This window comes from Modestobacter sp. DSM 44400, from assembly GCF_900107175.1.
In the GTDB taxonomy this organism is placed as follows: Bacteria; Actinomycetota; Actinomycetes; order Mycobacteriales; family Geodermatophilaceae; genus Modestobacter.
In genome coordinates this window covers 58,565-73,985 of record NZ_FNOZ01000008.1, presented here as the reverse complement: position 1 = coordinate 73,985, position 15,421 = coordinate 58,565, and the positions used below count along the sequence as shown (strand labels likewise).

The window sequence follows — 15,421 nt, the reverse complement described above, 5'->3', positions numbered from 1 at the left end:
CAACTGCCGAGAACGGCTGTGGGGAGCGTGCCGGCTCCCCTGCGGACAGCCACCACTCGGTGGCCGTCCCGTCCAGCAGGAAGGGGGACCGGGTGAAGAAGATGACCAAGGTCGCCGTGCCCATCGGGGTCGTCTCGATCATCCTGATGCTGGTGGTGCCCCTGCCGGCAGCCGTGCTGGACCTGCTCCTCGGGTTCAACATCACCGGCTCGCTGCTGATCCTCCTGGTCTCCATGCAGATCCGCCGGCCGCTGGAGTTCTCCGTCTTCCCGTCGCTGGTGCTCATCGCCACACTGATGCGGCTGGCGCTCAACGTCTCCTCGACCCGGTTGGTGCTCAGCGACGGCTACGCCGGCAAGGTGATCGAGGCCTTCGGGCACTTCGTCATCGGCGGATCGCTGATCGTCGGCCTGGTGATCTTCGTGATCCTCACGATCATCCAGTTCGTCGTCATCACCAACGGTGCCGGTCGCGTGGCCGAGGTTGGCGCCCGGTTCACCCTCGACGCCATGCCCGGCAAGCAGATGGCCATCGACGCCGACCTCAACGCCGGGCTGATCAACGAGAAGCAGGCGCGCAAGCGCCGCCAGGAGGTCACCTCCGAGGCCGACTTCTACGGCTCGATGGACGGCGCCAGCAAGTTCGTCAAGGGCGACGCCATCGCCAGCATCATCGTGACCCTGATCAACCTGATCGGCGGCTTCGCGATCGGCGTCATACAGCGCGGCCTGGCTCCGGGGGAGGCGGTCTCCACCTACTCGCTGCTGACCGTCGGCGACGGGCTGGTCTCCCAGATCCCCGCCCTGCTGCTCTCCACGGCCACCGGCCTGATCGTGACCCGGTCGGCGTCCGAGGGCGACATGGGCCAGGACCTGCTCAAGCAGCTGGGCCGCAACAGGATGCCGGTGCGCATCGCCGGCGGCGCGGCGCTGGCGCTCTGCCTGATCCCTGGTCTGCCCAAGCTGCCGTTCCTGCTCGTCGGCGGGCTGTTCCTGCTCCTGTCCTTCAAGATGACCGAGACCTCCGACGTCGACGAGACCGAGGACGACGCCGCACCCGGCGCCGCACTGGAGGCCCAGCCCGACTCCCCCGAGGCGATCGCCGAACGGATGCGGGTCGACCCGCTGGAGCTCGAGGTCGCCTTCGACCTGGTGGAGCTGGTCGACACCGCCCGCGGCGGCGACCTGCTGGACCGGGTGAAGGCGCTGCGACGCAAGGTCGCCATGGACACCGGCCTGGTCATCCCGCTGGTGCGCACCCGCGACAACCTGGACCTGCCCGCCTCGCAGTACGTCATCTGGCTCAACGGCGTCCCGGCGGCCAAGGGCACCTCGCCGGCCGGCACCGTGCTGGCCATCGGCGACCACCTCGACGGCCTGCCGGGCAAGCCCACCCGGGAGCCGGTGTTCGGGCTTGCCGCCAAGTGGGTGCCCGCCGAGCTGCAGCGCCAGGCCGAGATGGCCGGAGCCACCGTGGTCGACCGCTCCTCGGTCATCACCACGCACCTGGCCGAGGTCGTGCGGCAGAACGCGTCGGCCCTGCTGGGCCGCGAGGACGTCCGGCTGCTCATCGAGATGGTCCGCCGGTCGCACCCGGTCGTGGTCGACGAGCTGACCCCGGCGCTGCTGACCACCGGCGAGGTGCAGCGGGTGCTGCAGGCGCTGCTGGACGAGGACGTCTCCATCCGCGACCTGGTCCGGATCTTCGAGGCGCTGTCGCTGCGGGCCAAGACCTCCACCGACCTCGACGGCCTGGTCGAGGCCGCCCGCTCCGCCCTGGGCTCGGCGATCAGCCATCCCTACGTCACCCCCGACGAGCGGCTGCACGTCATCACGCTGGAGCCCGGCTTCGAGCAGCGCCTGCTGGAGTCGATCCGCCAGGGCGCCGACGGCCAGGTGCTGGCGCTGGACGGCCACACGGTCGACGTCCTGGTCCGCGGCTGCACCGAACTGCTCGACGAAGCCGAGCGGATGAGCCTCTCCCCCGTCCTGGTGTGCTCTCCCCAGGTGCGCGCCCCCCTGTCCCGCCTGGTCCGCCAGGTCCTGCCCCGGCTGTCGGTCATCTCCTACAGCGAGGTGTCCCGCACAGCACAGATCGAGTCGCTGGGAGTGGTGAGCGGTGCCGTCGCAATCCGTTGAGGCCGCCACGCGTGAGGAGGCCATCGCGGCCGCACGCGAGGAGTACGGGCCGTCGGTGAAGATCATCGGCGTCCGCCGGATCCGCTCGGGCGGGGTGATGGGCTTCTTCTCCAACGAGCGCTTCGTCGCCGAGGTGGACCTTCCCGCGGCCCGCGCCGAGGAGCCCGCCCGCAAGGCGCCGGGCGCCGAGGGCGGCCGTCGGGCCCCCCGGGCGCGGGCGTCCGAGGACGACCGGATGGTCGAGCTCGCCGACCTGCTGGGCCCGGCCTCCGCTGAGATGCCGCTCGGGCTGTACTCCTCCACCGGTGTCGCGCAGGCCCCGGCGATCGAGGACCTCGTCGCCCAGCGCCGTCCCCGCGCCGCCGCGCCGGCTGCTGCCCGGCCGGCTGCCTCCCCGTGGGGGGCGACACCGAAGAGCAGCACCGCCCCGGCCGAGTCGCCGTGGGGTGCGACCCCCAAGCGCAGCGCTGCTTCTCCCTGGGGCGGGGGCCCGTCCCGTTCCACGTCCCGGACGGCGGCCCCCGCGGGCGCCACCCCGCGCGCCCGTACCGTCGCCGAGGCGCGCGCCGCCGCCCAGGCGGAGGCGACCACTTTCGCACCCAAGCGCCACCGGCCCACGCTGGACGGCTACGACGTGACACCGGAGCCGGTCGCCGCCGCGCCCGTCGCGCCCGCCGGCCCCTCTGCGTTCACCGCCGCCCTGGCGCGGATGTCGGCCGACCGCGAGGTCTCGGCCGCGGTGGACGATGCCATCGAGCGCTCCGCCGAGCCGGCGCCCGTCGAGCCGGCGGTGCTGCGCCAGCCGCGGTTCGAAGACGAGGTCGAGGTCGAGGAGACGTTCGAGCCGTTCGTCGAGGAGGCCGTCGCGACCGTCGCCGAGCAGCCGATGGACCAGGGTGACTCGCTGCAGTCGGCGCTGAAGTCGGTGCTCACCGCGGCCGGCCCGGGTACCGCCGATCCCGGCGCCGAGCGCCTGCTCGAAGGCGTCATGGAGCGGGTCCTCGCAAGCGATGCCCCCGCGGCCGAGGACGACGACCTGACGGCCACCGGCCGACACCGCTTCCCGGAGTCGAGGACCTCCCTCGTGACCGCGCAGCACGAGACCCCGCACCACGAGACCCCGCACCACGAGACCCCGCACCACGAGACCCTGCACCACGAGACGGAGCACCCGATCGCCGCAGACGCGACCACCGCCGAGGAGACCGTCCAGGAGGAGGCGCCGGTCGACCTGGCCTGCGCCGGACCCGTCGAGCTCGACGCCGCGCTGCTCGACGACGACCTGTTCGACGACGACCTGTTCGACGACTCGATGTTCGACGACTCCGTGTTCGACGCCGGGCTGTTCGGGACCGGGTCGCTGGCCGAGCCGGTGGGGGTCGAGCACGTCGCGTTCGAGCAGGTGCCGGCGGTCGCCCAGGTCACGGCCACCGAGGGCTGGATCGCCGACGTCCGCCGGGAGGAGGTCCGTGTGCACGACATCCGCACGCCCGACGTCCACGCGCACGACTTCCGCACCCAGGAGTTCCGCATGGACCTGCGGGCGCACGAGGTCCTCGCCCACCGCGAGCCGCTGGTCATGACGCCGTCGATGGCCGCCTGGCCGATGGCGCGGACCGCGAGCGACCCGGCGCCCATGCCGATGGACGCCACCACGATCCTGCCGCCCCTGTCGCTGCTGCCTCCGCAGCGGATGGGCTCCATCGGTGGGCAGCCGCCCATGCTCAAGGGCCGCCCGGCGGTGCCGCCGCCGCGCCGTCCCCTGGACCGGGGCCCGAGCACGGGCAGCCGCCCGACCGCCGTCCGCCCGGCGGTGCCGGCGTCGGCCGGTGGCTCGATCGACAGCACCGCGCTGGACGTGACCGACACCCACCGCGACCTGCGGCTGCCCCTGGGCCTGCCCGCGGCCCCCCGCGACACCGAGCGCGGGCTGGCCACGGTCACCCGGCTGGTCCGCTCGACGTCGAAGGAAATGGCGCCCTATCACCTCAGCCGGGACGACGAGCTGGTGGTCCGGCTGCTGGCCCTGGGCCTGCCCGAGTTCCTGATCGCCCCCGACTTCGCCGCCGACGCCGCCGTCCGGGGCACCTACGCGGCGCTGACCCGGACGCTGGGTGCGCGGCTGCCCGCACTGCCGGAGGTGCCGGCCGAGCCCGGAGACGTGCTGCTGGTGGTCGGGCCCGGTCCGGAGACCCTCGCCGCCGCCCGGTCGCTCGCCGTCTCGCTGCGGCTGGACCCGGCGCGGGTGCAGTGGGCCACGCCCAGCGACGCGGCCTACCTCGCTCCGGAGCACAGCCGGATCACCACGATGGAGACCGCTGTCCAGCGCGCCGAGCACAGCGCCGACGCCGGGTCGGTCACCATCGTCGCCGTCGACGCGCCGCTGCGCACCGGTGGCGGCGGCTGGCTGGCGCAGATGCTGACGATCTGGGCGCCGGTCGCGGTGTGGGGCGTCGTGGACGCCACCCGCAAGCTGGAGGACGTCGTCCCCTGGCTGGACGGTCTGCCCCGCCTGGACGCCGTGGTCGTGCAGGACGCCGACTGCACCGCCGACCCCGCCGCCGTGCTGAGCCACGTGACCGCCCCGGTGGCCCGCGTCGACGGCGCCCGCGCCACCGCGCACTGCTGGGCCTCCCTGCTGTGCGAGCGGCTGGAGGAGATGCACTGATGCAGACAGGCGGTGCGGTTTCGTGAGTCCGTTTCGCTGGGACGTGCTGATCTGCGGATTCCTGCTCGCCGTGCCGGTGCTCCTGCTGGGCCTGCGTGGCGACCTCACCGCCGACGAGGTGGCCACCCGCCTGGTCTGGTGCCTCGGCGCCGGCTGGGCGGCGGTCGCCCTGGTCCGCTTCGCCAGCGCACCCCGGCAGCCGGCGCCGCGGGAGCGGCCGGCCCGGGTCGAACCGGCCGACGACGAGCCCGCCACCTCCTGAGCTCTTGCGCCGTTGTGCCCGCGTTTGCGGTATCGCATCGGCGCAAACGCGCACGCGTCAGCGCAAGAGCAGGCGCGCTGTCCACAGCAGTGAGCTGCCCCGCACTCCTCGACCCCCACCATCGGGCCACGCTCGCCGGGTGACCCGGCCTCCAGCACCTGTCGTCCTGCTTCGGGCTGCCGCGTTGGCCGAGGGGTACACCGACGCAGAGCTCGCTCGGTTGGTCCGCCGCAACGACCTCGAGCGGTTGCAGCGCGGTGCGTACCTGTCCGGGCCGGCCGCGACGCCGGACCTCCGCCACCGTGCGGTCGTCCTCGCCACCCTTGCCGGACTCCGGGTCCCCGGTGTGCTCAGCCACGGTTCCGCGGCGCTGCTGCACGACCTGCCGTTGTGGCGGGTCCCCTTCGAGCGGGTGCACGTGACCCGGGAGCCGCCGTCCGCCGGCACCGGCAGCAGGCGGTTGCGCCTGCACGTGGCGCGGCTTTCGCTGGAGGAGACCTGTGTGATGGACGGCGTCGTCCTGACCGACGTCACGCGCACCGTGATCGACCTGGCGCGCACGGTGCCGTTCGAGTCCGCGGTCGTCGTGGCCGACGCGGCGCTGGGCCGCCGGACGACGACGCCGGCTCGGCTGGCCGCCTGCCTCGACCGCATGGGCCCCGTGCCCGGATCACGGCGCGCCGCTCGCGTCCTGGCGTTCGCCGACGGGCGCAGCGGCAGTGTCGGCGAGAGCCGTAGCCGGGTGCTCTTCCGGCGGCTGGGGTTGCCCGCACCGGCCCTCCAGGTCGAGGTCCGCCGGGTGGACAGCACGCTCGTGGGGCGTGGCGACTTCGGCTGGGAGGACGTCGCGACCCTCGGTGAGTTCGACGGTCGCATCAAGTACGGGCGGCTGCTGCGGCCGGGGCAGTCAGCGGGTGACGCCGTGTACGAGGAGAAGCTGCGCGAGGACGAGATGCGCGACCTCGGCTGGCAGATGGCGCGCTGGACGTGGCCCGAACTCGACACCCCAGAGGTGATCCGGGACCGGCTGGAGCGCGCCTTCGCCCGCGGGGGCCGACGCTGACCTGCTCTTGCGCCGTTGCTGCCGCTCTCGCTGTCGTGCAACGGCGCGAGAACGGACAGAACGGCGCAAGAGCCGGTCTCAGAGCGGGAGGTCCTCCAGCATCTCGGTGACCAGGGCGGCGATCGGCGAGCGCTCCGACCGGGTCAGGGTCACGTGCGCGAACAGCGGGTGTCCCTTCAGCGCCTCGATCACCGCGGTGACGCCGTCGTGCCGGCCGACGCGCAGGTTGTCCCGCTGCGCGACGTCATGGGTGAGGACGACGCGGGAGTTGGTGCCCAGCCGCGACAGCACGGTCAGCAAGACCCCGCGCTCGAGGGACTGCGCCTCGTCGACGATCACGAACGAGTCGTGCAGCGAGCGCCCGCGGATGTGGGTCAGCGGCAGCACCTCGATCAGGCCGCGGCCGATGACCTCGTCGAGCACGGCCGGGGAGACCAGCGCGCCGAGGGTGTCGAACACCGCCTGGGCCCACGGCGCCATCTTCTCGCCCTCGCTGCCGGGCAGGTAGCCCAAATCCTGGCCGCCGACGGCGTACAGCGGGCGGAAGATGACCACCTTCTTGTGTGCCCGCCGCTCCATCACCGACTCCAGGCCGGCACACAGCGCGAGCGCCGACTTACCGGTGCCCGCACGCCCGCCCATCGACACGATGCCGACCTCGGGGTCCAGCAGAAGCTCCAGCGCGATCCGCTGCTCGGCCGAGCGACCGTGCAGCCCGAAGACATCCCGGTCTCCGCGCACCAGACGCACCTGCTTGTCCGGCGTGACCCGCCCCAGCGCCGACCCGCGGGTGGACAGCAGAACCAGCCCGGTGTGGGTGGGCAGCTCCGCGGCCGCCGGGAGGAACACCGACCCGGACTCGTACAGGGCACTGATCTCCGCCTCGTCCAGCGACAGCTCGCGCATCCCGCTCCAGCCGGTCTCGACCGCACCCTGCCCGCGGTACTCGTCGGTGGCCAGCCCCACGGCCGCCGCCTTCACGCGCAGCGGCACGTCCTTGGTGACCAAGCAGACGTCCCTGCCCTCGGCGCGCAGGTTGAGCGCCACGACCATGATCCGGCTGTCGTTGCTGTCGTTGCGGAAACCGGCCGGCAGCACGGAGGAGTCGCTGTGGTTGAGCTCGACGTGCAGGGTGCACCCCTGGTCACCGACCGGGATCGCCGCGTCGAGCCGGCCGTGCTGCACCCGCAGGTCGTCGAGCATGCGCAGCGTCTGCCGGGCGAACCACCCGAGTTCGGGGTGGTCCCGCTTGTCCTCGAGCTCCCCGATGACGACGAGCGGGAGCACCAGGTCGCTGTCCGCGAAGCGGAGCAGGGCCCCCGGGTCGGACAGCAGGACGGAGGTGTCGAGGACGTACGTGCGGCGAATGATCACGAGTCGGCTCCCGTGGGGCGCACAGCGCGCCCCGGCTCGAAGGTGGCCGGGCCCCGGCGCAGGGGCCAGGACGCGGCCCCTCTGGTCGACGAACCAAGTCGCACCAACCGGACCTCCCGTGGACGACGAGGTGGAACTCGTCCTCCACCGCGGACGCTAGGCCGCGCCACCGACGAAAGCACCCGATCGACACGCTTTCGAGTGACAGGTGGGATCAGTTCGTCAGCTGGACTCCTGCCGGAAACGTCGCACCCCGAACCACCAGCCGAGCACGCCCATCGCGACGGTCAGCCCGGCACCCCACCACGCGGTGCTGCTGCCGTAGTCGCCGTCGAAGAACGCGCGCGCCCCGGAGACCACGGCTTGAGCGGGTTGACGTCGCTGATCGCCTGCAGCCAGCCCGGGGCCGGCGTCATCGGCAGGAGGATCCCCGACAGCAGCAGCACGGGCAGGACGACGGCGTTGAGCAGCGGTGCGAACGCGTCCTCGCTCTTGAGCGTGAGCGCCAGCGCGTAGGACACCGACGCGAACGCCGCGCCGAGCAGGGCGATGACCACCAGCGCCAGGACGACGCCGAGCACCGGCGCGCGCAGACCCAGCGGGATGGAGACCAGCACGAGCAGCGTGCCCTGCACCAGCAGGACGACGACGTCGCGCAGCACCCGCCCCAGCAGCAGCGCCGTCCGGCTGGCCGGGGGGACCCGCTGGCTCTCGATGACCCCGGCGCGGTACTCGGCGATCAGGCCGAAGCCGACGAACAGCGCGCCGAAGATGCCCAGCTGCACCAGGATGCCGGGCACGTCAGCGGCTTCAGCAGCGGGCCGAACAGCACGATGTAGAGCACCGGCTGCATCAGGCTGATGACCAGCCAGGCCGGCATGCGCAACGACATCCGCATCGCCCGGGCGAAGACGGTGTAGGTGTCGCGGGCCAGCGTGTTCATCGGAGGGCCTCCTCGGGCTGGACGGGGGCGCCGGTCTCGCGCAGCGACCGGCCGGTGAGCCCCAGGAACACGTCGCGCAGGCTGGGCCGGCGGCTCTCGATGCCGGCGACCGCGATTCCCGCGGCGTCCAGCTTCCGCACGAGCGCCACCAGCGCGGAACCGCCGGCGGGCACCCGGCCGATGACCTGGGACCCCAGCACCTCGGCGCCGGGCAGTGCGCCGATCAGCCGGGCGACCTCGCCGGCCTGCTCGGAACGCTCCGCGGTCACGGTGAGGACGTCGCCGCCGACCTCGGATTTCAGCTGGTCCGGCGTGCCGCTGGCCACGATCCGGCCGGCGTCGATGACCAGGATGCGGTCGCACAGCGCGTCGGCCTCGTCGAGGTAGTGGGTGGTGAGGAAGTAGAAGGACCCTGCTGCCCCCCGCACCTCGCAAGCTCGGCGCGGGTCCCTGCAGCAGGGCCGTCCGGGTCCAGTCCGGTGGTGGGCTCGTCGAGGAAGACCAGGCCGGGCACGTGCACCAGGAACACGGCGGTGTCCAGCCGCCGCCGCTGTCCGCCGGACATGGCCTTGGGCTACCGCTCCCAGAGCCCGTCCAGGTCCAGCTCGCGGAACAGCAGCTTGCCGCGGGCGGTGGCCTCGGCGGTGCTGATGCCGTACAGCCGCGCGTGGTCGACCACCTCCTCACCGGCGCGCGCCTCGGGAGCCGTGGCCCCGCTCTGCGAGACGTAGCCGATCCGCCGGCGCACCCCGACCGGGTCACGGACCAGGTCGCACCCGGCGACCGTGGCGGTGCCGGCGGTGGGCTCGAGCAGAGTGGTGAGCATGCGCAGGGTGGTGGTCTTGCCGACCCCCTTCGGTCCGAGGAAGCCGACGATCTCCCCGGCCTCGACGTCGAGGTCCACGCCGGCGACGGCGTGCACCGTCTGCTTCTTCTTCCGGAACGTGCGGGCGAGGCCGCGGGCGTGGATCACGCCCGCGAGTGTCCCGGGTCCGGCGGGTCCCGAGCCAGTACCCGGCGGGCTCACTCCTCGCGGCGAGGTCGGCCCCGATCGGCGCGGGGCCGGACGGCGAGCAGCGCCCAGATCACCGGCACGAGCAGCACCGGCCACTGCAACGACAGATCACCCACCCACAGCAGCCCGGCGAGGAGCAGCAGCGCAAGCCAGCCCGCCGTCCACAGGCCCAGCAGGCGACGGTCGCGCGCGGTGCGGCGCGGCATCAGGCCGTGGCGAGCTCGGCGGCGACCACCGCCGGGGTCAGCGGCTCGTCGAGCAGCCGCAGGAACCGGTCGGCGACCGGCTGCTCGGCCGGCCGGGCGGCCAGCCAGGAGCTGAGCAGGTCGTAGCCCTCGACGTAGGTGGAAATGTAGGCGCGCCACAGCGGGTCGGTCAGGAAGCGCAACTGCTGGACGGCGCGGTCGTGGCTGACCAGCCCCCAGCGCTTCAGGTGGGCGATCACCTCGTCGGGGTCGGCGCCGCGGTCGTGCAGCAGGATTGCGGCGTCCTGGCGCACCCGGTTGAGCGGAGCCGCGGCGGCGGCGATCCGCTCGGCCAGCTCGCCGTCGAAGTGCAGCCCCAGGTCGCCCAGGACGTCGGCGGCCCACGGCCCCCAGCCCTCCCCGATCGCCGCCTCCACGCCCAGATCGGCGAGCCCCTCGGCCATCAGGCACTCGGGAGTGTTGACCAGGAAGACCGTGTGCTCCAGGCGCGCCGCCCGCTCGACCAGCCCGCGCTCCTTGCGGCAGTGCTCGGTGTGGTGGCCGGGGTAGGCCTCGTGGGCGACCAGGTGCGGCAGCTGGCCCAGCCGGTGCGGGAGGTCGGCGTTGATCGCCACCCGGGAGCGGAAGGCACCCTCGTAGTAGTTGAACCCCGACCACGGCTTGTCCGTGACCACCTCGTAGCGCACGGTCTCCGCCTCGGGCAGGCCGTACTGACCGCGCACCCGGTCGCGCAGCGCGGAGGACAGTGCGTGCACCGCGACCTCCAGCCGGTCCGGCGGGCACTCCTCACGGCGGCGGTGCACCGCGTAGCGCTCGGCCAGGGTGCCGCTGCCGGGCAGCAGGCGGTCCAACTCGGTGTGCGCGGCGGCGTACGTCGCCGGGTCGGCGAGGGCGACGTCGACCTGGAAGTAGGCGGCCACCTCCGCGACGAAACCCACCGGCTCACCGCCGAACTTGCGCGCCGTGCACTCCAGCCCGGTGAGCTGACCGCGCAGGTAGGCGCTCCGGTCGGCGGGCAGGCCACTCACCTCTAGCTCGGCGAGCAGGTCGCGGGCCCGGTCGCGGAGCTGGTGCGGCGTGGGAGCCGGTTCGTCGGCGACCTGCGCCCGGACCCGCGGGTCACCGGTGTAGGCGTCGACGAAGCCGGCCTCGAGCCGGTCGAAGCGGAGGCCCAGCCGGACGTACTCGAGAGGGACGTCGACCGCGCCGGCTGCCATGGACGGCATCCTCTCAGCCGGGACCGCCCCGCCCGCGCCCCGCCCCGGTTTGGCCGAAGTGGCCACTTCGGCCAAGAGGTCAGCCGCCGTAGCGGCGGTGCCGAGCCGCGTAGTCGCGCAGCGCGCGCAGGAAGTCCGCGCGTCGGAATTCCGGCCAGTAGACGTCGGTGAAGTGGAACTCGGCGTTGGCCGTCTGCCACAGCAGGAAACCCGACAGCCGCTGCTCACCGCTGGTGCGGATCACCAGGTCAGGGTCGGGCTGCCCGCGGGTGTAGAGGTGCTCGGCGATGTGGTCGACCTCCAGCGTCTCGACCAGCTCCGCCAGCGTCGTCCCGCGCTCGGCGTGCTCGGCCAGCAGTGACCGGACGGCGTCGGCGATCTCCTGTCGCCCGCCGTAGCCGACCGCCAGGTTGACCGTGGCGCCCGGCCGGTCGCGACTGTCCTCCTCGGCCTGCTTGAGTGCGGTGACCGTCTCGGCCGGGAGCAGCTCGAGGGCACCCATCGCGCGTAGCTGCCAGCGGCGACCCGGGCGGGCCAGGTCGCCGGCGACGTCCTCGATGATCCGCAGCAGCGGGGTGAGCTCGGGCTCGGGACGGCGCAGGTTGTCGGTCGAGAGCAGGAACAGGGTCACCACCTCGACCCCGGCGTCGTCGCACCAGCCGAGCAGGTCGACGATCTTGTCCGCCCCGCGGCGGTGCCCGTCGTTGACGTCCGCCAGGCCGATGGCCCGGGCCCAGCGCCGGTTGCCGTCGATGATCACACCGACGTGCCGGGGGATGTCGGCGCCCAGCAGCGCCCGTGCCAGCCGCCGTTCGTACAGGACGGTGAGCACGTCGCGGACCCTCGCGCGCACCCCCACGTCGGCCAGCCTAGGACCACCGTCTCCCCCGGGCCGACTGCCGCGCCCCCGAGGCCGACGAGGGTCACAGTCCACTCGGGATGACGCCCTCCCTACGCCTCCGTAGCCTCGGTGCATGACCGACTCCTCAGACCGCGAGGGCTCCGTCCGGGTCAGCGCCGACGGGGCCCAGCTCGAGGCACCGCTGCGCGCGGCCGTCGACGCCGTCCACGCCGAGGGCGAGCACGTCGAGGCCGTCGAGAGGCAGGGCGAATGGGCCCTGACCGAGTACGGCGACCGGGACTACGACCACCCCGACACCCGCCCCCGGATGCGCGGCTGGCTGCACCTGTTCGCCTTTTTCGGGGCGATCGTGGCCGGCGCGGTGCTCATCCCACTGGCCGCGGTGCAGGGCGCCCGGGCCGGGTTCTCCGTCGCCCTCTACTCCCTGACCATCCTGGGGCTCTTCGGCGTCAGCGCGCTCTACCACCGGCGGCGCTGGTCACCGCGCGGCTGGAAGCTGATGAAGCGCGCCGATCACTCGATGATCTTCCTGTTCATCGCCGGCACCTACACGCCGTTCGCGCTGCTGGCCGTGCCCGAACCAACCGGCTACTGGATCCTCGGCATCGTCTGGACAGGTGCGGCCGCCGGGATCGCGCTGAAGATGGTCTGGCCGACCGCCCCGCGCTGGCTCGGCGTCCCCATCTACCTGGCGCTGGGCTGGGTGGCGGTGTTCATCATCGTGGACATCCTGCAGACGGTCGGGGTGACCGTCATCGTCCTCCTGGCCGCCGGCGGGCTGCTCTACAGCCTGGGCGCGATCTCCTACGCGGTGAAGAAGCCGAACCCCTGGCCCGGCACGTTCGGCTACCACGAGCTCTTTCATGCCATGACGATCGTCGCGGCGACCTGCCACTACATCGCCGTCTACTTCGCGCTCTACAACAGTCCGTATGCATCGTGATCCTTCGGATCGCACCGCAGCCAGGAGCCGTCCCCGACGGGCGCTGAGCCGCGTCGTGGGCCGCCGGCGGCCAGCCTCCGGCCGCCGCACCGGCCTCCCACAGCGACCCTCCGGGCCGCAGCGACTCCGTCCCCGACTCAGCCGTAGGTCAGCTGAACGGCGGGCGCTTGTCCAGCTTCGCCGACAGCCGGCCGGCGGCTCGCCACAGGCGGGCGGTGAGGTCGCGGTCGGCCTCGGTGACCAGGTTGCCCATCACCCGCAGGGCGACGGTCATCAGCGTCCGCGAGCGCATGCCCACCGGGCCGGCCGCGGGCAGGAAGCGCGGCAGGGTGAGCAGTGCGGCCAGCCGGCGCGCGATGGAGAAGGCCTCGCCGTAGTGCCCGCGCAGCATCGCCGGCCAGGCCGGCGACCAGTCGGGCTCGTCGAGAAGGCCCGCCAGCATCCGGCCGGTCTCCAGCCCGTAGTCGATGCCCTCGCCGTTGAGCGGGTTGACACACCCGGCGGCGTCCCCGACCAGCGCCCAGTTGCGCCCGGCGACCCCGGAAACCGCCCCGCCCATCGGCAGCAGCGCGCTGGCCGGCGCGCGGATCGCCCCGTCGAGCTGCCATTCGGCGCGGCGCTGGCCGGCGTAGACGTCCAGCAGGGACCTCAGCTGCACCCCCGCCGGACGGCGGGCGGTGGCCAGCGTCCCGACCCCGATGTTGACCTCGCCGTGGCCGAGCGGGAAGACCCAGCCGTAGCCGGACAGCAGCTCGCCGTCCGCGCCGCGCAGCTCCAGGTGCGAGGAGATCCACTCGTCGTCGCTACGGCCCGAGCTCACGTAGCCGCGCGCGGCCACGCCGTAGGCGGTGTCCCGGTGCCACTCCCGCCCGAGCACCCGGCCCAGCGGGGAGCGGGCGCCGTCGGCGACGACCAGCCGGCGGCAGGCCACGGTGCTCGTCGTCCCGTCCGGACGGCGGAACACCACGCCGGCCACCCGGTCGCCGTCCCGCTCGACGTCGACGGCCTTCGCGCCCTCCAGCGGCACCGCGCCGTCGGCCAGCGCAGCCTGCCGGATCCGGGCGTCCAGCTCGGTGCGCGGCACGGCGCCCCCGTGGTCGGGCAGCGAGCCACCGGGCCAGGGCAGGAGCAGTTCCTGCCCGAAGCCGGCCGCCCGCAGCCCGCGGTTGCGCCCGTGCGAGCGGACCCAGTCCCCCAGCCCCAGCTGGTCGAGCTCGGCGATCGCGCGGGGGGTCAGCCCGTCGCCGCAGGTCTTGTCCCGGGGGAAGACCGCGGCGTCGGCCAGGACGACGTCCGTTCCGCTGCGCGCCGCCCAGGCCGCGGCCGCCGAACCGGCCGGACCGGCCCCGACCACCAGGACGTCGGTGCTGGCGGGCTCGGGTGGGGGTGGCACGGAGCCCAGTGTCCCTGGTCGGCGCGGACAGCCGGTCGCGGCTCAGCCGAACAGCGGGAAGCGCGCGGCAACGGGGCCCAGTTCCAGCCGGTCAGCGGCGGTCAACGGCGACCGGCCGGTGCCGCGCCGGGCCGCGGTGGCGTCGTCCCAGCGGCGCGGCAGCGACCCGCCGGCGAGCTCCGTGAGCACCATCCGCACCTCAGCGAGTGGCTCCCCGCCCGGTCCCGGCCGGTCCAGCGACACGACGAGGTCCAAGTGGTGGACGGCGGCCTCGACGGCGAGGGTGGACAGCAGGTCACCCACCCGCAGCACGTGGCCCTGGGTGCGCACCCGGGCCGCCGGGTCCAGCCGGGACGCCGCGACCAGCACGGCCGCCGTGGCCTCGGCGTAGGAGCCGGTCAGCGCCGCCAGACCGCGCGAGGCGCTCGCGGTCACCCGGGTCCGCCAGAGGTCCGCGGCGTTCTCGGCGTCGGTCGGCTGCCAGGCGCGCCAGTACCCGACCGCGTCGGCGTCGGCCGGGACGTCGGCCGGCGTGGCCAGCGCGACCAGGGCGCGCTGGGTGTCGAAGAGCAGGTGCTGGATGAGGTCGAGCACCGCCCAGCCGGCGCAGCCGGTGGGCCGCCAGCCCTCCTCGGTGTCCAGTGTGCCGAGCACCGAGGAGAGCGGGACGTAGGCGCCCTCGAGCAGGGCCAGGCGGTCCATCACCCCACCACCCTCGCAGGTCAATCGAGCTGCGGCCCCCGGGCGCGGACCTCCTCGACCGAGGCCATCGCGTCCCGCAGCTGGGTGAGCCACTGCTCGGTGTGCTCGCCGACCAGCCGTACCGACCAGGCCAGCGCCTCCGACCGGGACCGGGCGACGCCGGCGTCCACGAGGGTGTCGAGGACCTGGCGCTCGGGCTGGCGCAGCCGGGTCATCACCGGCACGGACAGCGTGGTGAACAGCTCCCGGGTGTCGCCGCAGCGGGCTCCCCACGCGACAGAGCGACCGTACCGGGCCTGGGCCGCGTCGGCGATGCCCATCCGCTGCTCACGGGTCTGCTCACGGAACCGGGCGATCCGGCCGGCCCGGGCCGCGGACGCGTCCCCCTCGCCGGCGTCGGGCTCCGGGACGGCCCCGACCACGGTGATCTCGTCCCGGTCGATGAGCAGTTCGACCGGGCCGGTGAACCACTCGTCGGGCAGCCGGCCGGCGAACCAGCCGGCCACCTCGGCACGGTCGACCGGGGGCGGCGCCTCCGCGGCACGGCCTCGGGCGCGGCCCCGGCCCGGAAAGCCCTCGGATGGGAAACGGTCGTGTGCGTGCATGGTGTCCTCCTCGGGACGACGATGCGCACA

At 73.7% G+C, this 15,421-nt stretch carries 16 protein-coding genes; 5 read left to right on the top strand and 11 right to left on the bottom strand.

Annotated elements, in window-relative coordinates; genetic code table 11:
* Positions 1 to 59: 59 nt before the first annotated feature.
* The 4 genes from flhA (at position 60) to BLW04_RS07560 (ending at position 6,131) form a co-directional block, all read left to right on the top strand.
* Positions 60 to 2,138 carry a flagellar biosynthesis protein FlhA gene (gene flhA, locus BLW04_RS07575; protein WP_254781159.1) on the top strand — a complete coding sequence of 693 codons (2,079 nt, stop codon included), beginning with the start codon at positions 60 to 62 and terminating at the stop codon, positions 2,136 to 2,138.
* Positions 2,119 to 4,806 (top strand): hypothetical protein, encoded by a 2,688-nt coding sequence (locus BLW04_RS26570; RefSeq protein WP_091538196.1) that lies wholly within the window; start codon positions 2,119 to 2,121, stop codon positions 4,804 to 4,806. The genes flhA and BLW04_RS26570 overlap by 20 nt, the downstream gene beginning before the upstream one ends.
* 22 nt (positions 4,807 to 4,828) lie before the next feature.
* The gene (locus BLW04_RS07565) at positions 4,829 to 5,068 is read left to right on the top strand and encodes a hypothetical protein (RefSeq protein ID WP_091538194.1); all 240 of its coding nucleotides are present in this window, start codon (positions 4,829 to 4,831) and stop codon (positions 5,066 to 5,068) included.
* A 139-nt stretch (positions 5,069 to 5,207) separates the two neighbouring features.
* Entirely contained in the window at positions 5,208 to 6,131 is a 924-nt protein-coding gene (locus tag BLW04_RS07560; protein ID WP_139306766.1) for a type IV toxin-antitoxin system AbiEi family antitoxin domain-containing protein, read from the top strand.
* 78 nt (positions 6,132 to 6,209) lie between these two features.
* Here BLW04_RS07560 and BLW04_RS07555 read toward each other — a convergent pair whose 3' ends face one another.
* From BLW04_RS07555 to BLW04_RS07530, 8 genes are all read right to left on the bottom strand, one after another.
* On the bottom strand, positions 6,210 to 7,505 hold the full coding sequence (locus BLW04_RS07555; RefSeq protein WP_091538191.1) for a PhoH family protein: 1,296 nt from the start codon (positions 7,503 to 7,505) through the stop codon (positions 6,210 to 6,212).
* Positions 7,506 to 7,792: 287 nt separating this feature from the next.
* The gene (locus tag BLW04_RS07550) at positions 7,793 to 8,305 is read right to left on the bottom strand and encodes an ABC transporter permease (protein ID WP_217630897.1); all 513 of its coding nucleotides are present in this window, start codon (positions 8,303 to 8,305) and stop codon (positions 7,793 to 7,795) included.
* A complete protein-coding gene (locus BLW04_RS27410; protein ID WP_217630896.1) occupies positions 8,245 to 8,448 on the bottom strand; it encodes a hypothetical protein in 204 nt (67 codons plus the stop codon). The genes BLW04_RS07550 and BLW04_RS27410 overlap by 61 nt, the downstream gene beginning before the upstream one ends.
* Complete coding sequence (locus BLW04_RS27405) at positions 8,445 to 8,876, bottom strand: ATP-binding protein DrrA1-3 family domain-containing protein (protein WP_217630895.1); 432 nt, start codon at positions 8,874 to 8,876, stop codon at positions 8,445 to 8,447. The genes BLW04_RS27410 and BLW04_RS27405 overlap by 4 nt, the downstream gene beginning before the upstream one ends.
* Positions 8,877 to 9,022: 146 nt before the next feature.
* A complete protein-coding gene (locus BLW04_RS27400) occupies positions 9,023 to 9,421 on the bottom strand; it encodes an ATP-binding cassette domain-containing protein (protein ID WP_217630894.1) in 399 nt (132 codons plus the stop codon).
* Positions 9,422 to 9,471: 50 nt separating this feature from the next.
* A complete protein-coding gene (locus BLW04_RS07540) occupies positions 9,472 to 9,669 on the bottom strand; it encodes a hypothetical protein (RefSeq protein WP_091538189.1) in 198 nt (65 codons plus the stop codon).
* A complete protein-coding gene (locus BLW04_RS07535) occupies positions 9,669 to 10,886 on the bottom strand; it encodes a DUF885 domain-containing protein (RefSeq protein ID WP_091538186.1) in 1,218 nt (405 codons plus the stop codon). The genes BLW04_RS07540 and BLW04_RS07535 overlap by 1 nt, the downstream gene beginning before the upstream one ends.
* Positions 10,887 to 10,965: 79 nt before the next feature.
* Positions 10,966 to 11,745, bottom strand: a complete 780-nt coding sequence (locus BLW04_RS07530; RefSeq protein ID WP_091538183.1) for an isoprenyl transferase — start codon at positions 11,743 to 11,745, stop codon at positions 10,966 to 10,968.
* A 115-nt stretch (positions 11,746 to 11,860) separates the two neighbouring features.
* Here BLW04_RS07530 and BLW04_RS07525 point away from each other — a divergent pair, with 115 nt between their 5' ends.
* Complete coding sequence (locus tag BLW04_RS07525; protein ID WP_091538181.1) at positions 11,861 to 12,691, top strand: PAQR family membrane homeostasis protein TrhA; 831 nt, start codon at positions 11,861 to 11,863, stop codon at positions 12,689 to 12,691.
* 148 nt (positions 12,692 to 12,839) lie between these two features.
* Here the strand turns inward: BLW04_RS07525 and BLW04_RS07520 are convergent, their stop codons facing one another.
* The 3 genes from BLW04_RS07520 to BLW04_RS07510 are packed head-to-tail and all read right to left on the bottom strand — an operon-like array spanning position 12,840 to position 15,391.
* Positions 12,840 to 14,084, bottom strand: coding sequence for a geranylgeranyl reductase family protein (locus tag BLW04_RS07520; protein ID WP_175483938.1), 1,245 nt, complete (start codon positions 14,082 to 14,084; stop codon positions 12,840 to 12,842).
* Positions 14,085 to 14,126: 42 nt separating this feature from the next.
* A complete protein-coding gene (locus BLW04_RS07515; protein ID WP_091538176.1) occupies positions 14,127 to 14,786 on the bottom strand; it encodes a maleylpyruvate isomerase N-terminal domain-containing protein in 660 nt (219 codons plus the stop codon).
* Positions 14,787 to 14,806: 20 nt separating this feature from the next.
* Positions 14,807 to 15,391 (bottom strand): hypothetical protein, encoded by a 585-nt coding sequence (locus BLW04_RS07510; RefSeq protein ID WP_091538174.1) that lies wholly within the window; start codon positions 15,389 to 15,391, stop codon positions 14,807 to 14,809.
* Positions 15,392 to 15,421: the final 30 nt, after the last annotated feature.